Origin of the sequence: Kribbella sp. NPDC023855, assembly GCF_040639475.1 — a bacterium.
Classification (GTDB): Bacteria; Actinomycetota; Actinomycetes; order Propionibacteriales; family Kribbellaceae; genus Kribbella.
In genome coordinates, this window is record NZ_JBFAAA010000014.1 from 184,684 (window position 1) to 202,750 (window position 18,067).

An 18,067-nucleotide genomic window follows, 5' to 3' on the forward strand; every position below is an offset into this window, starting at 1 on the left:
AGCTGGGCTTGTTCTTGAACCGTTTCGGTTGTGCAGCCGTGTGGAGGGTGTCAACGAGCGGGGAGAAGGATCATGAAGCGCTTTGGCGTCATCGTCGGCGTGGCCGTCCTCGGGCTGGCCGCGCTCACGGGGTGTGGTGGAGAGGACGAGCCTGCCGCCGGCGGTCAGGCTGCTGGGACGAAGCTGGCTACGGCGGAAGTCTCCAACCTGGGCAAGATTGTTGTCGACGGCACCGGTCGGACGCTCTACGTGTTCGACAAGGACACCGCTGCGCCGTCGAAGTCCAACTGCGACGGGGACTGCGCCGCCAAGTGGCCGCCGCTGACCGTGACCTCCGGTACGCCGCAGGTCGACGGGGTGGACGCCTCGCTCGTAGGTACCGTCACGCGCACCGACGGCAGCAAGCAGGTCACGCTGGCCGGGTGGCCGCTGTACCAGTTCGCGAAGGACGACAAGGCGGGCAAGGCCGACGGGCAGGCGGTCGGGGGAGTCTGGTGGGTGGTCGGCGCGGACGGCAAGAAGATCACCACCGAGCCCGCACCGGGCTCCGGCTACTGACGAAGATGGCCGCCGGCTCCGCGACCTTCGCCGGCTCAGGCTGGGCCGACGGACCCGGTCCGATCTCGATCGTCCTGTCCGGCCCGGTGAAGGGTCCTCCGGACTGGGCCGCTGTCGTACGATCTAGCTCGACGATCGAGGCCGGGAGGACTGCGGTGGGTGAGACGGACCGCCGTCCGGAGACGGGCGAAGCGCTGATCCGCTCGCTGTACGCCGAACACGGGCGCAGCCTGCTCGCCTACGCGACCCGTTTGACCGGTGACCGGGCCGCCGCGGAGGACGTCGTCCAGGAGACTCTGGTCCGGGCGTGGAAGCATGCCGACGATCTCGTGGACGGCAAGGGGTCCGTGCGTGGGTGGTTGCTGACTGTTGCGCGCAACCTGGTGACGGATCGGGCCCGGGCGCGTGCCGTCCGGCCCGCCGAGGTGGCCGAGGTCGAGGACCGGCCGCCGGTGGAGCGAGACCACTCCGAGTCGGTGGTGAACACCATGGTGGTGCTCGACGCGCTCGACCAGGTGTCTCCGGAGCATCGCGAAGTACTGGTGGAGCTGTACTACCGCGGCCGGTCCGTGACGGAGGCTGCGAAGGAACTGGGCATCCCGCCCGGTACGGTGAAATCGAGGTCCTACTACGCCCTCCGTGCGCTGCGCGCAGTGATGGCCGGATCCGAAGCGGAGGTGGCGCGATGAGCGAGCATGACCACTCGCAGCTCGGCGCCTACGCTCTCGGTGCGCTGGAGCCGGACGAGGTTCGCGAGGTCGACGAGCACCTGGCCGGCTGTGCGGCCTGCCGCCGGGAGTTGGCTGAGCTGGAGGAGCTGAAGGAGTTCCTCGGCGAGGTACCGCCTGAGGCGTTCCTCGATGGTCCGCCGCCGGGTGGCGACCTCCTGCTGCAACGCACGTTACGAGAGGTGGCTGCTGCTGAGGCCGCCCCTGCCTCCGCCGCTCCTGCTGCTGAGACTGGTGGCTCGGGTGGTTCCCGCATGCGCCGACCATGGCTCCTGGTTGCTGCTGCCGTCGTGCTAATCGCCGGCGCGCTGGGTGGCGGCGTACTGATCGGCCGTAGCTCGGTCGACGACCCCTATGCGGCCAGTCCTCCGCCTGCCGGCTCCAAGCAGGCGACTGCGACGGATGCGGTCACCAAGGTCACGATGGCAGCCACTGTGGAGCCGCGGCCGGGCGGGAGCTGGGTCACTGTCAAGCTGTCCAACCTGACGGCCGGCGAGGAGTGCGAGATGCTCGTCACCGATAAGGCGGGCAAGACCTACGTCGCCGGTAGCTGGGTGGTGCCGGAGAAAGCGGCACGAGACGGCGCCCGCTACAGCGGCAGTGTGCTCGTACGGGTCGACCAGGTGAAGTCGGTGCAGATCAAAACCCTCCAGGGAGAGCACGTGGTCACCACTCCGCTCTGATACTCGGTTGCGACGTCCGGGAAGATGGATAGCGTGAATTACGCGATCACGGACGCGACCGAAGATCTGCGGGAGCGGCGTAAGGCCGCGGCTGACGGCTGCACGCGCTGGTTGTCCGGTCGCAGGGTGCCGCCTGCTGAGACGCTCCGGGCGCTGGCGGACGTGGCGATGGAGGACGGCCGGGACGGCTACGGCAGCGGTGGTGAGGTCGCGCTGCTGGAGCAGGAGGTCGCTGAGCTGCTGGGCAAGCCGGCGGCTGTCTTCCTGCCCAGTGGGATCCTCGCCCAGCAGAGCGTGCTCCGGGTCTTCGCAGACCGCGCGGGGACGCAGCGCGTCGCAGTACACGGGTTGTCTCATCTGCTGTTGCACGAGTTGAACGCGTTGGAAGAGGTTCACCACCTGCGGATCGAGCGGATGACGTCCGAGCCGCGGCAGCCTCGGCCTGATGAGCTAGCCGCCATCCCGGGCAAGCTGGCCGCGGTGACGGTGGAGCTGCCGCTGCGCGACGGTGGGTTCGTGCTGCCGACCTGGGACGAGCTGGTGGTGTTTGCTGCGGCCTGCGAAGCGCGTGGCGTACCGCTGCACTTCGACGGCGCCCGGCTGTGGGAGAGCACGCCGTACCTCGAGCACAGCCTGGCAGAGATCGCTGCACTCGCCTCGACGGTCTACGTCTCCTTCTACAAGGGCCTCGGTGGTCTGAGCGGTGCCGCACTGGCCGGACCCGAGGACGTGGTTGCCGAGGTACGCCGGTGGCAGCGCAGGCTCGGCGGCAACCTCTACACGCTCTTCCCGTACGCCGTGTCCGCGCGCGAAGGCCTGCGGACCGTGCTGCCGCAGATGGGGGAGCTGCACCAGCGGGCGGTCGAGTTGGCAGAGGCCTTGCAGAACACGGGTTTCCGGGTGTTCCCCGAGCCGCCGCACACCAACTCGTTCCGGGTCTACGCGCCGCGTCCGGCCGAGCAGATGGAGCTGGCCGCGATCCGGCGGATGGAGGCGACTCGGGAGGCAACGGCGGCCACTTGGCAGGCAGCCGACGTACCGGGCTGGTCGTGGGTCGAGCTGGTCGTCACGCCGGGGACGCTGCAGTGGCGCGTCGACGAAGTGGCCAAGGCCTTCGGAGAGTTGCTGAGCGGGGAACTTCTCGACGGGTGACTTCGTCACTAGGGAGCGGGGTTCTTGCACGGCAACAATTCGGGGAGTAAATCACCAGTGCTGACGTTCGTCATCACCATGCTCGTCCTGCTAGTCCTGTCAGGCCTGGTCCTCCTGGCAGTAGCCCGGGGGGAAGGCCGAGGCATCGGCCATTAGCTGACAGCGTTGAGGACTGCCTTGGCGATCGGGGCGGCGACTGTGAAGGTGGGGACGACCAGCAGCAGAACCGCCGCGCTGTAGGCGGCAGCCGCGAGCAGGGTCGAGTTGGGCGCGGGGTCAGCCAGTCGCTGGACTCGCAGCACCGTGGACGACTTGGCAGCGGCAAGGCCGGCCTCTGGAGCCGGTGAGCCTGCCAGGGCGACCAGTGCGCGGGCCAGCGGCAGTGGGCCGCTGCGGCGCCGGGCGTCGTCATCAGCCAGCAGCTCCACGAGTGTGCGCGCCTGGTCCAGCGCGATGTCGCTCCGCACGAAGCGGGGGAACGCCATGTGGAGCGCCGTGAAGGCCTCCAGCACAAGGTCGTGCCGGGCCCGCAGATGTGCCTGCTCATGCGCCAGTACTGCGCGCAGCTCCCGGTCGTCCAGCCGGTCAAGTGCGCCCACCGACACGACTACTCGGGAGCCCCGGATCGCGGGCAAGCAGTAGGCCAATGGCGTCTCCTCGGCCAGTACTCGCAGCCCCGGGATCAGCCCGTCAGGTGTCGCCAGCACGTCGACCAGGTCGCGGTGGCGCTTCCTGCGGGCTCTAGTCCCGACAGCAACGCGTCCGACCGCCCAGAGCAGCCGTATGCCGACCAGAGCGGTCAGTGCGAGCACTAGAGCCGCAGCAAGGTCCCGCGGCGACGACGGATCGAACCGTGGTTCACCAGGCTGACCCGCCGTCGAGTACGACAGCGAGATCCCCGCTCCGACAGCAGCCAGTACTGCGGCCAGCGCGATCGACTGCCACAGGGCGACAGCAGCCCGGGGAATCCGGTACGGCCAAGTCGCCCGAGCCATGAGTGCCGGAGCCGGCCCGGTCAGCACCAGGGCCAGCGCTGCGAGCAGCAGTGGGGTGATCACCCCTCCTGTGCCTCCAGCCGGGCCAGCGCGTCGCGGAGCAGCGCGGCCTCCTCGTCGCTGACCTGCCCGACGAAGCGCACCAGTGCCTCGCGACGGTCGCCGGCCCGGTCGAGGGCGTCGCGCATCAGGTCGGCGGCCAGCTCCTCGCGCGGCGAAGCGGCCTTGTAGCGCCAGGCCTTGCCGTCGCGCTCGCGCTCGGTCAGCTGCTTCTTGGCCAGCCGGTCCAGCACGGTCATCACGGTGGTGTAGGCCAGCTCGCGGGTGGTGGACAGCCGATCGTGCACCTCGCGCACCGTGAGCGCGCCGTCGGCGGCCCACAGCTGTTCCATCACCAGCCGTTCCAGCTCGCCCAGGCGGCGCGGAACCTTCTCGTCGGTGGCCATGTGGCCAGTATAACTACGACGTGTAGTAGATCTGCGCTAGCATCTACTACGTAACGTCGTAGATCGCCCGGGAGGGCCCTGTGGACACGCTCGATCTCGCCCGCTGGCAGTTCGCGATCACCACCGTCTACCACTTCTTCTTCGTCCCGGTGACGCTGTCGCTGGTCGCCGTCACGGCCGGCCTGCAGACCGCCTGGTACCGGACCGGCAAGGAGAAGTACCTGCGGCTGACCAAGTTCTACGGCAAGTTGTTCTTGATCAACATCGCGATGGGCGTGGTCACCGGGCTGGTCCAGGAGTTCCAGTTCGGGATGAACTGGAGCGACTACTCGCGCTTCGTCGGCGACGTGTTCGGGGCGCCGCTCGCGCTGGAAGGACTGCTCGCGTTCTTCCTCGAGTCGACCTTCATCGGGTTGTGGATCTTCGGCTGGGACCGGTTGCCGAAGAAGGTGCACCTGGCCTGCATCTGGATGGTGGTGCTCGGCACCCAGCTGTCGGCGTACTTCATCCTGGCCGCCAACTCCTGGATGCAGAACCCGGTCGGCTTCCGCTACAACGCCGAGCGCGGCCGGGCCGAACTGACCGACATTTGGGCGGTGCTGACCAACAAGGTCGTCCTGGTCACCTACCCACACACGATCTTCGCCGCCTTCATGGTCGGTGGCGCGTTCGTCGCGGCGGTGGCGCTGTGGCACCTGCTCCGCCGGCCGGGTGTCGACACCGGCGCCTTCCGGACCGCGCTGCGGCTCGGTGCGGTGATGGTGCTCGTGGCCGGCGCCGGGGTGGCGCTGAGCGGTGACCAGCAGGGCAAGGTGATGACCGAGGTGCAGCCGATGAAGATGGCGGCCGCCGAGGCGCTGTACGAGTCCGAGAAGCCGGCTTCGTTCTCGGTCTTCACCGTCGGCACGCTGGACGGTTCGCGCGAGCTTTACTCGGTCAAGGTTCCTTACCTGTTGTCCTTCCTGGCCACCGGAACCTTTGACGGCGAGGTGCAGGGCATCAACAACCTGCAGCAGGCCTACGAGAAGCTCTACGGGCCTGGTTCGTACAAGCCGAGCGTGCCGCTCACCTACTGGACCTTCCGGCTGATGATCGGGGTCGGGATGTCGGCCGCCGCGATCGCCCTCTTGTTGCTCTGGGCAACGAGAAAGGGCCGGGCGCCGCACCGGCTGCTGGCCTGGCTGGTGGTGCCGCTTCCGCTGCTGCCGTTGTTCGCCAACGTCTTCGGCTGGGTCTTCACCGAGACCGGCCGCCAACCGTGGCTGGTGTTCGGCCTGCTGCCCACCGCGGCCGGGGTGTCGCCCGGCACCACGATGTCCGAGCTACTGATCTCGCTGATCGGCTTCACCCTCCTGTACGGCGTACTGGCGGTGGTGGAGGTCAAGTTGATGCTCAAGGCGATCCGGGCGGGCCTGGCCGGGGCCTCGCCGCCACAGTCCGACGAACCGTCCGGTGAGTCGCCGGACGATACCGCCAAGCCGCTCTCCTTCGCGTACTAGAGGGGTCTGACATGGAACTCACGACGATCTGGTTCGTCGTCATTGCGGGCCTGTGGATCGGGTACTTCGTGCTCGAGGGCTTCGACTTCGGGGTGGGCATCCTGCTCCGCGTGCTCGGCCGGGACGAGCCCGAGCGGCGGGCGGTGATCACCACCATCGGGCCGGTCTGGGACGGCAACGAGGTCTGGCTGATCGTGGCGGGCGCGATGACGTTCGCGGCCTTCCCGGAGTGGTACGCGACCCTCTTCAGCGCCTTCTACCTGCCGCTGTTCGCGATCCTGGTCGCGCTGATCCTGCGCGGGGTTGCGATCGAGTACCGCGGCAAACGCGACGACCTGGCATGGCGCAGCCGGATGGACACCCTGATCACCATCGGCTCGCTGCTGCCGGCGCTGCTCTGGGGAATCGCCTTCGCCAACCTCGTCCGCGGCGTGCCCCTGGACGCCGACCACGAGTTCACCGGAAGCCTCGCCACCCTTCTGAACCCCTTCGCCCTCCTCGGCGGCGTCGCCTTTACCGCCCTCTTCGTTGCCCACGGCGCCATCTTCCTAGCCCTCCGCACCACCGCCGACCTCCGAGCCCGCGCCAACCGCCTGGCCGCGCAGACGGGCTTGGTCGCGACGGTGCTGGTGGGGGTGTTCTTGGTGTGGGCACACGGCCTGCGAGGCGACACGTGGTCGGTAGTAGTTGCTGCGGCGGCCGCTCTCGCACTTGTCGGTGGACTGCTGGCGAACAGGAGAGGTCGTGAAGGTTTTGCCTTTGCTTGCACCGCAGCCGCGATTGCGTTGGGGGTGGCCTCGTTGTTTGTGGCGATGTTCCCGAACGTGATGCCCTCGACGCTTGATCCTGCGTGGAGTTTGACGGTCACCAACGCTGCCTCGTCGGCGTACACGTTGAAGATCTTGACCGTGATCGCGGCGATCTTCACGCCGTTGGTGATGCTCTACCAGGGCTGGACCTACTGGGTGTTTCGCAAGCGCATCAGCGTCGAACCGGTTGCGGTCTCGTGAAGCCGGTTGATCCGCGGTTGTTGCGGAGGGCAAAGGCTGCTCGGACGTTCATGGCCGGTTCTGTGGTGATCGGTGTGCTCACCGGGCTGCTGATCATCGTGCAGGCGGTGCTGCTGGCTCGCGGCATCACCGACGTCGTACTACGCGACAAAGGCGTAGGCCAGGTCGCGTGGTTGCTCGCGGGAGTGCTCCTAGCGCGTGCAGCACTCGTCTGGCTGCAAGAGGTCGTGGCACAGCGCGCGGCCGCCGCAGTGAAGTCGACATTGCGCAGGCAGGTGCTGGAGCACTCTTTGAAGCTCGGCCCGGCGTGGCTGAGCGGCGAGCGGAGCAGTGCCCTGACAACCCTGCTCACCAAGGGACTTGACGACCTAGACCCGTACTTCGCCCGCTACCTCCCGCAACTCGTGCTGGCCGCGACAGTGCCGGCCGGTGTGGTCGGCTGGATGGCTACCGGCGACCTCCTCGCGGCCGGGACAGTGGCGGTGACTCTGCCGCTCATCCCGGTCTTCATGGCTCTGGTCGGCTGGGCCACCGAGGCCCACAGCCGTCGCCGGCAGCACGCGCTCGCAGTACTGGCTCATCACTTCTCCGACGTAGTGGCCGGAATGCCCACGCTGAAGCTGTTCGGGCGGGCGAAGGGACAGGTGGGCGCCGTACGGCAGGTGACCGACCGGCATCGCGTGGCATCGATGAAGAGCCTGCGGCTGGCGTTCCTGTCGTCGTTCGTGCTGGAACTGCTGGCGAGCATCTCGGTGGCGCTCGTCGCGGTCGGCGTCGGGCTGCGGCTCATCGACGGCAAGCTCGGGCTCGAGACGGCCTTGCTGGTACTGATCCTGGCTCCTGAGGCGTACCTGCCCCTACGGCAGGTCGGTGCGCACTTCCACGCGAGTGCAGATGGCGTAGCGGCCAGCGAAGAGGTCTTTCGGGTGCTGGAGACTCCACTGCCGGAGCGGGGCGAGCGGACCGACGTACCGGATCTGCGGGTGACTCCGCTGCACCTGCACGACGTGACGGTGCGGTACCCGGACCGGGACGAGCCTGCGCTGGAAGGCTTCGACCTGGATCTCTGGCCGGGCGAGGTAGTCGCATTGGCCGGTCCCAGTGGCGCCGGCAAGTCCACAGTGCTCGCGGCGGTGCTGGGCTTCGTAGTACCCGAGCGTGGAGTCGTGGTTGCGGGTGCGAGTGCCGCTGACGAGTTCACCCCGGAGCAGTGGCGGGCCCAGTTCGCCTGGGTGCCGCAGCGTCCCGGGCTCCGCACCGGCACGATCGCCGACAACATCCGTCTCGCCAAGCCCAACGCCACAGACGACCAGGTACTGCGCGCGCTGACTGAGGCGGGCGCGCCGGAACTGGACCCGGACCAGCCAGTGGGCGAGGGCGGACGGCTGCTGTCAGGCGGGCAGCAACGGCGAGTAGCTCTCGCCAGGGCGCTCGTGACGGACGCACCTGTGCTGTTGCTCGACGAGCCGACAGCCGGGCTGGATGCGGAGGCAGAGGCGGCAGTAGTCCGCCACCTCCGCGCATCCGGGCGCACAGTTCTCCTGGTAGCACACCGCCCTGCACTCCTCGCGGCCGCCGACCGAGTTGTCACAGTCGGCGCAACCGAAGACCTGTCGACTGAATCGGTGCTGGTGAGGTGAGCGTCTTGATGGCATTAGTGAAGCCCGAGCAGAGCGTCAGGCCCCGGCTCGCCCTAGCCGTACTGGCCGGCGTGCTGGCCTCCGGGTCAGCCATCGGCCTCCTAGCGACCTCTGCCTGGCTGATCACCACAGCAGCCGCCCAACCGCCGGTACTCACCCTGCTGGTAGCAATCGTGGCCGTCCGCGCCTTCGGTGTCGGCCGCGGCGTCTTCCGGTACGTCGAACGGCTCGCCGCGCACGACGCCGCCTATCGCGTGCTGGGCGCGACCCGCTCGCGAGTGACCAGCCGCCTGGAAGAGCTGGCACCAGCCGGACTCGGGCCGATGCGCAGTGGCGACCTCCTCGCGAGGCTGCTGCTCGATGTCGACGCGGTGCTCGACCTGTGGCTGCGGGTCGTCCTGCCTTTGCTGGTGGCCAGCGTGACCGCGCTGGCGACGGTCGGTCTGCTGGTGGTGTTGCTACCCACGGCCGGGGCTGCAGTGGCCGTCGCCGTAGCACTCGCTTGCACCGTGGTGCCGTGGCTCACCGCCTACAGCGCCCGGCGAGCCGAAGCAGCGATCGCCGGCGACAGGGGAGAGGTTGCAGCCAGTGCGACCGAGACACTGCTGACTGCTGCGGACGTGGTGGCCTTCAACGCGACGGACGCAGTACTGGCTGCCTTTGGTGAGGCGGATGCGCGGCTGGCGGCTGCAGAGCGGCGGTCGGCGTGGAGCGCAGGCCTGGGAAACGCCTTGCTAGTGCTCTGTGTCGGCGGTGCCAGCGTGGCCGGGCTGGTACTCGGCAGCAGTGCCGACATCTCCGGCCCAGTCTTCGCTGTGCTCGTCCTGACCCCTCTGGCGCTCGCCGACGCGCTCGGCGGCATCCCGGCCACGGCTCAGGTCGCCATGCGCGTCAAAGCCTCTCTCCGCCGAGTGCAGGACCTCCTGAGCGCGCCCACCCCTGTACAGGAGCCCGCCACTCCCCACGAGCTCCCAACGAGCCGTGACCTCGTCATCAGCCACCTGCACGCCGGCTACGACAACGGCCCCGTACTACGCGACGTCGGCCTGACCGTCGCTGCCGGGAGCCGTGTGGTGGTGACTGGTCCCAGCGGATCGGGCAAGAGCACCCTGGCCGCCGTACTGCTCCGCTTCCTGGAGCCCATGAGTGGACAGGTCGAGGTGGGCGGCGTCATCCTGACGGACCTCGACGGCGACGACGTGCGCTCGGTGATCGGGCTGCTGACGCAGGAGAGCCACGTGTTCGACACCAGCATTCGGGAGAACCTCCTGCTCGCCAGGCCCGGTGCCAGTGACCTGATGCTTTGGCGAGCGCTCTACCGCGCCCGCTTGGGCGAATTCGTCTACAGCCTGCCGGAGGGGCTGAGCACGATGGTCGGCGAACACGGGGCTCGACTGTCCGGTGGGGAGCGGCAGCGGCTCGCGTTCGCCCGCCTGTTGCTGGCGGACCACGACGTACTGGTGCTGGACGAACCCACCGAGCACCTGGACGAGGAGACCGCCCGGGTCCTGCTGGCGGACCTGTTCGCCGCGGCGGGGCAGCGTACCGTCGTGCTGCTGACGCACCGTCCGGAACTGGCTCCTCACACAACGCAACCGGCACTGGTTCTGCCGTGAGGCCTGCCAGCCGCGGTCCGGGCGTCTGCGAAGATGGGTGATCGTGTCGACCCCTCAGCTTGTCTCCTTGCTCACCGACCAGGCCCTGATCGCCATCATCGCGGTGGTCGCTGCCCTCCTGGTCGCCGGAACCGCCGGTCTGGTCGTCTCCAGGCGCCGTAAGGCCGAGCTGCCCGCCGCGCAGCCCACCCCGGAGCTCACCGAGCCCAAGGTGGGCGACGACGCCGAGGAGCCGCGGGACACGCCGACCCGGACGCTCGAGGACACCGAGCTGCCAGAGCCCTCCACCGCCACTACGACGGTGGAGAAGCCCGAGTCCGCACAGGGACGGCTGGTCCGGCTCCGGGCCCGCCTGGCCCGCTCTCAGGGCTCCCTGGGCAAGGGCCTGCTCGCGCTGCTCTCGCGCGACAAGCTGGACGAAGAGGCGTGGGAGGACATCGAGACCACGCTGATCACCGCCGACGTGGGCGTCGCGCCGACGCAGGAGCTGGTCGAGAAGCTGCGGACCCGGGTGCGGGTCGAGGGCGTTACCGGCGACCAGGCGCGGACCATCCTGCGCGAGGAGCTGATCGCGCTGGTCGACCCGTCGCTGGACCGCTCCCTGAAGGTCGAGCGCAAGGACAGCCAGCCCGCCGTCGTCCTGGTGGTAGGCGTCAACGGCACCGGCAAGACGACCACGGTCGGCAAGCTGGCCCGGGTCCTGGTCGCCGAGGACAAGAAGGTCCTGCTCGGAGCAGCCGACACGTTCCGGGCCGCCGCGGCCGACCAGCTGCAGACGTGGGGTGAGCGGGTCGGCGTGAAGACCGTCCGCGGACCCGAGGGCGGCGACCCGGCCAGCATCGCGTTCGACGCGGTCAAGCAGGGCATCGCCGAGGAAGCGGACGTCGTGCTGGTCGACACGGCCGGCCGGCTGCACACCAAGACCGGCCTGATGGACGAGCTCGGCAAGGTCAAGCGGGTGATCGAGAAGACCGCCGAGGTGGACGAGGTGCTGCTGGTCATCGACGCCACCACCGGCCAGAACGGGCTGACCCAGGCGCGCGTGTTCGCCGAGGTGATCAACGTGACCGGCCTGGTGCTGACCAAACTGGACGGTACGGCGAAGGGCGGCATCGTGATCGCCGTCCAGCGCGAGCTCGGCGTCCCGGTCAAGCTGGTCGGCCTCGGCGAAGGCGCCGACGACCTGGCCCCGTTCGACGCGGAGCAGTTCGTCGACGCCCTGCTCGACTAGGCGCTCCGGCCAGGCTCGGCTAGACCCGCTTGGCCAGGTAGAGCGCGGTCGCCATTTCGAGCGTGACGGGGTCGGGCAGGAGGTCGCGGAGCTTGCCGAGCAGCTCGTCGCGATCCTCGTCCTCGAGCATCCGGTACGACGACTGGGTGCTCAGGTTCGCGAGGTAGTCCTCCCGCGGCAGCGGGCGCTCCCACCGGTAGAGCTCCTGCCGGAACTCCGCGAACTCGGGCCGCGCGGCGAACTCCGGGTCGGGCTCGAGCTGGTCGGACTCAGGCCACGAGCTGAACGCCCGCAGTTCGTACTCGCCCAGGATCGTGGCGGCCGCTGCCCGCAAGGCGGCGCCCGGTAGCCGCTCCATGTTCCAGAAGAGCGCCAGCGAGCCGCCCGGGCGCAGGGCGGCCGCAGTACGGGACCAGCGCGTCTTCTCGTCGGTCCAGTGGAACGCCTGGGCGCAGTAGACGAGATCGACGGGCTCCTCCGGCTCGTACGACTCCAGAGGCGCCATGGCGATGTTCACCGCGAGCCCGGCCACGCGCTGCCGCAGTACGAGCGCCATGGCCGGGTCTGGCTCCAGCGCAACAACCCGTACGCCGCGGGACGCGACCGTGACTGTCGCCTTCCCCGTACCCGCGCCGATCTCCAGAGCGGTGGTCGGCGCCGAGTAGCCGAGCATGTCCTCGAACAATGCCGGCGGATAGCCCGGCCGAACCCGGTCGTACTCCTCAGCGACCTCACCGAACACCAGCGCCTGCACCTTGTCCCCAGCCATGCCGGCAGCTTAGTCAGGAGAACGCGGGCGGACCGCCGTGCAGACCCCGCAGGCCGCCGTCGTGATCGGTGCGGAAGCTCGGTTGCTGGGGTTCGGCGTCGTAGTAGCGATGGAAGACCGGGGTCTGGGAGCCGGACAGCGGCGGCACGATCCACGTCCAGTCGGCCGGGCAGCGGCGGCCGGCGCGTTCCTCTCGCTCCAGGTGGACGAGGAATCGGCGGGACTCGGTGTGGTGGTCGGTGATGCTCACCCCGTTCACCCGGAACGAGTGCAGGACCGCGCGATTGAGCTCAACCAGGGCCCGGTCGCGCCAGAGGGTCGCCTCGTTGGACGTGTCCAGTCCCATCCGCTCCGCGACCTCGGGGACCATCGCATAGCGGTCCTCGTCACCGAGGTTGCGCGCGCCGATCTCGGTGCCCATGTACCACCCGTTGAAGGGTGCCGCCGGATAGGAAACCCCGCCGATGTCCAAGCGGTTGTTACTGATCACCGGTACCGCGTGCCAGCGCAGACCCAGGTCGGCGAACCAGGCCAGCTCGGGGTGTTCGAGGGCGACTTCGTGCACGGATCGCCGCGGAAGCTCGAACAACTGCGGGCCCTCGTCAACGGTTTCCACGACCAGAGGGAGTATGTCGAAGGCTCCGGGGAACGCCGGTGGTCGCCAGCCGCGCTGGATGAGCTGGCTGGTGAACATCCGGTAGCGGGGGTCGCCGAGAATCCGGCCGTCGGGTTGCGCGTACCCGGCGTACCGGATCAGTTGCTCGTTCCAGATCCTCGGGGCTGGTCTGGTGGGGGTTTCGGGCGCGAACACGCTGATCATCGGGCGGATCTTCCCGCCGTTGTGCGCGATGCGGAGGTGGTCGAAGCAGTGTGCCGCGACCTCACCCGCGGCGGTGACGCTCCTCAGGTCACGCACCTGCAGGCTGTGCCAGTACAGGCGGCCGATGCAGCGGGCGTTGTTGCGCCAGGCGACGCGGGCGCCGAAGACGAGCTCGTCGGCGGTGTGCCAGTAGGTGCCGGTCAGGTCGATCTCGCGCATCACGGCGGCGATCCGCGCCTCGATCGGACCGGCCTGTGGGTTCTCGGCGTGGAAGAGCTCGAGGAACTCCTCGGCCGCCGACCTGAGCGCCGCAGTATCGCTGTTTTCCGGACTGCTCACCGCATGGGTGTGCCTGGCCAGAACCCGTCCGGGACCGGGCGACGCCCGGCGGCCGATCCGCGGAGCCTTCCGCCACGGCCGGGTGCTCATGGACTGCCCGAACCGCTCCGGAAGCGCGTCTGCCAATCCCGGTCGAACAACGGATCCGGCACCGGGGGAGGCGCGGGCGGTGTCGCGATCTGGTCGACCTCGGTGGCGAACGAGTTCACGATCGACTGCATCTGAGCCTGGGCCGTCTGTGCGTACTCGCGCACCTGTTCGCCGGCGGTGTCCATCGCCTCGGCGACGATCTTGCGCTCGTGCGCCCGGGCCTGGCCGATCCGTTCCCGAGCGTCCCGGCTGACGTCCTGGACCATCTCCTCGACCACGAGCTGCGCCTGGCTGAACATCTGCACGACCTGTTCGTTCACGCGGTCGCCGGCCTGCTCGTAGTGCTCCACTTCGGTCCGCACGGTCTGCAGCTCCGACCGGGTGCGCTGCAGTTCGGCCAGCAAACGCTCACTTTTGGCACGGCTCTCCGCGAGCTCGCGTTCGCCGGCCTGAACCTGGTCAGCCAGCAGATCGAGGAATTCGAACACCTCCTCCGTATCGAGACCGCGCATCCGCCGCCGAAACCTCTTGTCGCGGATCGAGTGCGGTGTCTGCCGTGGGAAGTCGTGGCGATGGATCATCGGTAGCTGTCTCCTGACCTGGAATCGCCGGCCCGGCGGCGTGTTCGCCCGCTGCGGCGTAGTAGAAGTGCTCGTACTTGATGTGCTCGGCGCGCATGCCGGCGGCGGACAGCCGCTCCAGCGTGTGCGCGACCATCTGTGGTCCGCCGCACACCATCGCCGTACGGCCAGACAGCGTTTGCCGCGCCGCCGCCGTACCGACCTTCCCGCGGGTCCCCGGGTAGGACGGATCGTCGGACACGACCTCCGTGTAGTCGAACCACGACCGCCGTTCGGCCAGCTCGCGCAACCTCGGCCGGTCGTAGAGGTGCCACGGCATCCGCACTCCGTGCAGCAGTTGCACGACAGGTCCACGACCCGTCCGCTGCCACTCGTTGTCGATCTGTTCCAGTACGGCGAGCAGCGGGGCGAGCCCGGTTCCACCGGCGACCAGCAGCAGGTCACGCGGATCGCCCACGCGGCGGGTCAGTCGCTCGCCGACCGGTGCTCCGAGTTTCACCGTGTTGCCGATCTTCAGGAACCGGACCACGGCCGGGCTCACCTGACCACCGTCGATCTGCTGCACGTGCAGATCGATGGAGCCATCCGCGCGTGGTGCATTGGCCGGGCTGAAGTAGCGCCACTGCCGTGGGCGTTGCGGAATCTCCATCGAGATCGACTGGCCGGGCAGGTACTGGAACGGGCGCCGGGGGCGAACGGTCAGCAGCGTCAGGTCCATGGTCCGGCGCTCGACCGACAACACATCGGCGTCCCACCAGTCCGGACTGGTTTCCGACGACGTCTCAGCCGCCTCGACCATGAGCCGCGCGACGATCTGGTACGCCGCCGTCCAGTGTGCGGCGAGCTGCTCGTCCCACTCCGAGCCGAGGAAGTGCATCAGCGTCGCACACAACGAGGCACCGACCGCGTCGTAGTGCTCGGCCAGTACGGCGTACTTGCGGTGATCGCGGCCCAGGTGTTGCAGAAAGGCCGCGTCCTGCTCGATCTGGTCGGCATGACTGACGATTCGCCCGAGCGCACCGACGAACTTGTCCCGCTGGTGCGACATCGACAGCGGGAACATCGACCGCACCTCGGGGTGCGACACGAACAAGTGTGAGTAGAAGTAGAGCGGAACCTGCTCACCGTGTTCGGTGACCTGGTCCCAGCTGCGTTGCAGGGCATAGGCATCCATCGGACTTCGCTATCCGTCTCGGACCGGCAGCTCCTCCGGGGCGTCCGACCGCCCATCGCAAGGCCTCAAGTGGTTGCGGCCGTCGGCAGTTCGCGCCGGCGGGTGCTGTGGTGACAAGGGTTCCCTCCCAGATCCAGTCCCCGAGTCTTTCCAGTCCTCCTCCGACCTACCCGCGGTCCAACGGACCGAAACCAGTAAATCGGACCGAATCGTCTCGGAATTCCCACGGCCTCACCCGGGCGATGCTAGACCTGCCCCCACCCCGCTGGCTACCCCTCAGAACACTGGGTTTTCACGGCAAAGTTGCCCATGGCAACTACTGCTCCGTGCATTAAACGTTTCAGAGCCGCAGGCGACCCTCCTCGGAGATGGAATCGATTCCCGAGTTGAGCGTTCCGAACACGTGAGCCAGGGCCGAGTCAAGGTGTCGGCCGACATTTGAAAGTATGCGTCCGTAAACCGTTCGCTGCCGTTGATCGGGTCATCAGCCGAATTGGTTGCTAAAGGCAATGGTAAGAAGAATTTCAGTTGCGGATCAGACCAGTTCGGCTAGAGGCGGGCGATGGGCATGGCGGAGACGAGACTCGAGGATCTGTTGCGGGAGCTGACGCCGCAGGTGCTCGGTGCGGTGGTCCGGCGGACCGGCGACTTCAGCGCGGCCGAGGACGCCGTCCAGGAGGCCTTGATCGCGGCAGCCAAGACGTGGCCTGCCGACGGGGTGCCCGACAACCCACGCGCCTGGCTGATCCAGACAGCTTCGCGCCGGTTCATCGACCAGGTCCGGCAGGAGCAGGCGCGACGGCGGCGCGAGGAGCTGGCCGCGCAGCGCGAAGTACCGGCCGAGGAGGTCGAGGAGCACGACGACACCCTGCGGCTGTTGTTCCTGTGCTGCCACCCGGCGCTCACTGCGGCGTCCGCGATCGCGCTGACCCTGCGCGCGGTCGGCGGCTTGACCACCGCGGAGATCGCCACCGCCTACCTTGTGCCTGAGGCAACGATGGCGCAGCGGATCAGCCGGGCGAAGCAGAAGCTCAAGGGTCAGCCGTTCGAGCTGTCACAGGACGAGGAGCGCCTGGCACAGGTGCTGCATGTGCTCTACCTGCTCTTCAACGAGGGATACACGACCAGCAGCGGGACCGAGCTGCATCGCACCGATCTGTCCGGCGAGGCGATCCGGCTGACCCGGATGGTGCACGCGTTGCTGCCGGACAATCCGCAGGTCACCGGGCTGCTCGCGCTGATGCTGCTCAACGATGCCCGGCGGCTGGCGCGGACCGGTCCGGCGGGCGAGCTGATCCCGTTGAGGGAGCAGGACAGATCGCTGTGGAACAAGGAGTTCATCGACGAAGGCGTCGCGCTGGCGGTCGAGGCGTTCCAGCAGCCGCCGCTGGGGGAGTACCAGTTGCAGGCCGCGATCGCCGCGCTGCACGACGAGGCGGCCCGGCCGGAGGACACCGACTGGCCGCAGATTCTCGGGCTCTACAAGCTGCTGGAGGAGTTGTCCGGCAACCCGATGGTGACGCTGAACCGCGCGATCGCCGAGGCGATGGTGGCGGGCCCGGAGGCGGGCCTGGCGCTACTGCGGCCGCTGGACGACAAGCTGCCCGGGCACTACCGGCTGGACGCAGTACGCGGGCACCTGTACGAGATGCTCGGTGAGTACGAGACCGCCGCGCAGCACTTCGGTGCGGCGGCCCGGGGGACGACCAGCCTGCCGGAGCAGAACTACCTGACCACGAAGGCCGCTGAGGTCAGTGATGCTGGGCGAAAGCCCCGATGATCTCGTCCTGTCCCTCACCCGTTGCCAACAGCAACCTCAGGAGCACGCGCGCCTTGAAGGGGTCGAGGAAACCGCCGTCGATGAGGCCTCGACGGAGCAGGTCGGACTCGGAGCCGACTGAGCTGTAGGTGTTGCGCAGTACCGACCCGCCGCCGGTCCGCGACGTCAGTACTACGGGGATGCGCTCGGCCAACTCGCCCAGTACTGGCGCCAAGGCGGCCGGCACGTGTCCGACGCCGTACCCGGCTACCACCAGCCCCTGGTGCGTGTCGGCGAGCCCGGACAGCAGTACGCCGTCGTCGTCCAGCGTGACGGTGTAGAGCGCCACCCGGGCAGCATCGAAATCCGCAGGCTCAGCCCGCCCCGGTACGCCGTCCTGCCGGGCGGGGCGCGTGAGGATCCGGACCTGGTCCTCGACGAGCTGACCGATCGGTCCGGCGTTGGGGGACGCGAAGGTCGCAGTACTGGTGCTGTGGGTCTTGCGGACCCAGCGGGCGGCGTGGACCTGGTCGTTGAACACGACGAGGGCGCCGAGGTCGCGAGCAGCCGGGGAGCAGGCGACGCGGGCGGCGGCGAGCAGGTTGGCCGGGCCGTCGGGGCCGGCCAGCGTCGGGTTGCGCATGGCGCCGGTGAGGACGAACGGGTGGGCGTGTGGCCAGACCTGGTCGACCAGGAAGGCCGTCTCCTCCAGCGTGTCCGAGCCTTGGGTGACGACGACGCCGGTCGCGCCGTTGCTGATCGCCTTCGACGCGGCGTCGACCACGTCGAGCATCTTGGCCAGGGTCAGGTTCGCACTCGGCACTGCCTCGATGTCCTGGACCTCGAGCGGTACCGGCAGGTCGGCCAGGCCGGGCACGGCAGCGGTCAGGTCGGCGCCGGTCAGCCGGCTCACACCGGCGGCCGTGCGGCCGGCCATGGAGATGGTGCCGCCGAGGGTGAACAACGCAACGCTCACG

General features: G+C 68.6%; 17 protein-coding genes. 10 read left to right on the top strand and 7 right to left on the bottom strand.

Features of this window, described 5'->3' with window-relative positions:
- The first annotated feature begins 72 nt into the window (after positions 1–72).
- From AB0F51_RS34615 to AB0F51_RS34630, 4 genes are all read left to right on the top strand, one after another.
- A complete protein-coding gene (locus AB0F51_RS34615; protein WP_360286948.1) occupies positions 73–558 on the top strand; it encodes a hypothetical protein in 486 nt (161 codons plus the stop codon).
- Positions 559–713: 155 nt separating this feature from the next.
- Complete coding sequence (locus tag AB0F51_RS34620; RefSeq protein ID WP_360287035.1) at positions 714–1,247, top strand: sigma-70 family RNA polymerase sigma factor; 534 nt, start codon at positions 714–716, stop codon at positions 1,245–1,247.
- Positions 1,244–1,969: a zf-HC2 domain-containing protein gene (locus AB0F51_RS34625; protein ID WP_360286951.1), complete on the top strand. Its 726-nt coding sequence runs from the start codon at positions 1,244–1,246 to the stop codon at positions 1,967–1,969. The genes AB0F51_RS34620 and AB0F51_RS34625 overlap by 4 nt, the downstream gene beginning before the upstream one ends.
- Before the next feature lie 33 nt (positions 1,970–2,002).
- Positions 2,003–3,121: a beta-eliminating lyase-related protein gene (locus AB0F51_RS34630; protein WP_360286953.1), complete on the top strand. Its 1,119-nt coding sequence runs from the start codon at positions 2,003–2,005 to the stop codon at positions 3,119–3,121.
- 152 nt (positions 3,122–3,273) lie between these two features.
- Here AB0F51_RS34630 and AB0F51_RS34635 read toward each other — a convergent pair whose 3' ends face one another.
- Both AB0F51_RS34635 and AB0F51_RS34640 read right to left on the bottom strand, forming a co-directional pair.
- The gene (locus AB0F51_RS34635) at positions 3,274–4,179 is read right to left on the bottom strand and encodes a M56 family metallopeptidase (protein ID WP_360286956.1); all 906 of its coding nucleotides are present in this window, start codon (positions 4,177–4,179) and stop codon (positions 3,274–3,276) included.
- Complete coding sequence (locus AB0F51_RS34640) at positions 4,176–4,562, bottom strand: BlaI/MecI/CopY family transcriptional regulator (RefSeq protein WP_360286959.1); 387 nt, start codon at positions 4,560–4,562, stop codon at positions 4,176–4,178. Before AB0F51_RS34640 ends, AB0F51_RS34635 begins: the two co-directional genes overlap by 4 nt.
- A gap of 80 nt (positions 4,563–4,642) precedes the next feature.
- On the opposite strand from AB0F51_RS34640, the gene AB0F51_RS34645 reads away from it, so the two are divergent.
- The 5 genes from AB0F51_RS34645 to ftsY are packed head-to-tail and all read left to right on the top strand — an operon-like array spanning position 4,643 to position 11,558.
- Entirely contained in the window at positions 4,643–6,061 is a 1,419-nt protein-coding gene (locus tag AB0F51_RS34645) for a cytochrome ubiquinol oxidase subunit I (protein WP_360286961.1), read from the top strand.
- An 11-nt stretch (positions 6,062–6,072) separates the two neighbouring features.
- Positions 6,073–7,071, top strand: coding sequence for a cytochrome d ubiquinol oxidase subunit II (cydB, locus tag AB0F51_RS34650; protein WP_360286964.1), 999 nt, complete (start codon positions 6,073–6,075; stop codon positions 7,069–7,071).
- A gap of 50 nt (positions 7,072–7,121) precedes the next feature.
- Positions 7,122–8,711: a thiol reductant ABC exporter subunit CydD gene (gene cydD, locus AB0F51_RS34655; RefSeq protein WP_360286966.1), complete on the top strand. Its 1,590-nt coding sequence runs from the start codon at positions 7,122–7,124 to the stop codon at positions 8,709–8,711.
- 8 nt (positions 8,712–8,719) lie between these two features.
- Complete coding sequence (gene cydC / locus AB0F51_RS34660; RefSeq protein WP_360286968.1) at positions 8,720–10,327, top strand: thiol reductant ABC exporter subunit CydC; 1,608 nt, start codon at positions 8,720–8,722, stop codon at positions 10,325–10,327.
- Positions 10,328–10,364: 37 nt separating this feature from the next.
- Positions 10,365–11,558: a signal recognition particle-docking protein FtsY gene (ftsY, locus tag AB0F51_RS34665; RefSeq protein WP_360286970.1), complete on the top strand. Its 1,194-nt coding sequence runs from the start codon at positions 10,365–10,367 to the stop codon at positions 11,556–11,558.
- A 19-nt stretch (positions 11,559–11,577) separates the two neighbouring features.
- On the opposite strand, the gene AB0F51_RS34670 is transcribed toward ftsY, so the two are convergent.
- The 4 genes from AB0F51_RS34670 to AB0F51_RS34685 all read right to left on the bottom strand — a co-directional run bounded on the left by AB0F51_RS34670 (position 11,578) and on the right by AB0F51_RS34685 (position 15,331).
- The gene (locus AB0F51_RS34670; protein WP_360286972.1) at positions 11,578–12,327 is read right to left on the bottom strand and encodes a class I SAM-dependent methyltransferase; all 750 of its coding nucleotides are present in this window, start codon (positions 12,325–12,327) and stop codon (positions 11,578–11,580) included.
- A gap of 13 nt (positions 12,328–12,340) precedes the next feature.
- Positions 12,341–13,486, bottom strand: coding sequence for a nitric oxide synthase oxygenase (locus AB0F51_RS34675; RefSeq protein ID WP_360286975.1), 1,146 nt, complete (start codon positions 13,484–13,486; stop codon positions 12,341–12,343).
- An 86-nt stretch (positions 13,487–13,572) separates the two neighbouring features.
- Entirely contained in the window at positions 13,573–14,088 is a 516-nt protein-coding gene (locus AB0F51_RS34680; protein WP_360286977.1) for a hypothetical protein, read from the bottom strand.
- Positions 14,036–15,331 (bottom strand): globin domain-containing protein, encoded by a 1,296-nt coding sequence (locus AB0F51_RS34685; RefSeq protein ID WP_360286979.1) that lies wholly within the window; start codon positions 15,329–15,331, stop codon positions 14,036–14,038. Before AB0F51_RS34685 ends, AB0F51_RS34680 begins: the two co-directional genes overlap by 53 nt.
- A gap of 568 nt (positions 15,332–15,899) precedes the next feature.
- On the opposite strand from AB0F51_RS34685, the gene AB0F51_RS34690 reads away from it, so the two are divergent.
- On the top strand, positions 15,900–17,111 hold the full coding sequence (locus tag AB0F51_RS34690) for a sigma-70 family RNA polymerase sigma factor (RefSeq protein WP_360286982.1): 1,212 nt from the start codon (positions 15,900–15,902) through the stop codon (positions 17,109–17,111).
- Here the strand turns inward: AB0F51_RS34690 and AB0F51_RS34695 are convergent.
- Complete coding sequence (locus tag AB0F51_RS34695; protein ID WP_360286984.1) at positions 17,083–18,066, bottom strand: asparaginase; 984 nt, start codon at positions 18,064–18,066, stop codon at positions 17,083–17,085. The genes AB0F51_RS34690 and AB0F51_RS34695 overlap by 29 nt on opposite strands.
- Position 18,067 lies beyond the last annotated feature (1 nt).

Bases quoted from the DNA above. Each gene is read 5' to 3' on its own strand.
- AB0F51_RS34615 (WP_360286948.1), top strand. From the start codon at position 73: ATGAAGCGCTTTGGCGTCATCGTCGGCGTGGCCGTCCTCGGGCTGGCC.
- AB0F51_RS34625 (WP_360286951.1), top strand. From the start codon at position 1,244: ATGAGCGAGCATGACCACTCGCAGCTCGGCGCCTACGCTCTCGGTGCG.
- AB0F51_RS34640 (WP_360286959.1), bottom strand. From the start codon at position 4,562: ATGGCCACCGACGAGAAGGTTCCGCGCCGCCTGGGCGAGCTGGAACGG.
- cydB (WP_360286964.1), top strand. From the start codon at position 6,073: ATGGAACTCACGACGATCTGGTTCGTCGTCATTGCGGGCCTGTGGATC.
- cydD (WP_360286966.1), top strand. From the start codon at position 7,122: ATGGCCGGTTCTGTGGTGATCGGTGTGCTCACCGGGCTGCTGATCATC.
- cydC (WP_360286968.1), top strand. From the start codon at position 8,720: ATGGCATTAGTGAAGCCCGAGCAGAGCGTCAGGCCCCGGCTCGCCCTA.
- AB0F51_RS34670 (WP_360286972.1), bottom strand. From the start codon at position 12,327: ATGGCTGGGGACAAGGTGCAGGCGCTGGTGTTCGGTGAGGTCGCTGAG.
- AB0F51_RS34680 (WP_360286977.1), bottom strand. From the start codon at position 14,088: ATGCGCGGTCTCGATACGGAGGAGGTGTTCGAATTCCTCGATCTGCTG.
- AB0F51_RS34685 (WP_360286979.1), bottom strand. From the start codon at position 15,331: ATGGATGCCTATGCCCTGCAACGCAGCTGGGACCAGGTCACCGAACAC.
- AB0F51_RS34690 (WP_360286982.1), top strand. From the start codon at position 15,900: ATGGCGGAGACGAGACTCGAGGATCTGTTGCGGGAGCTGACGCCGCAG.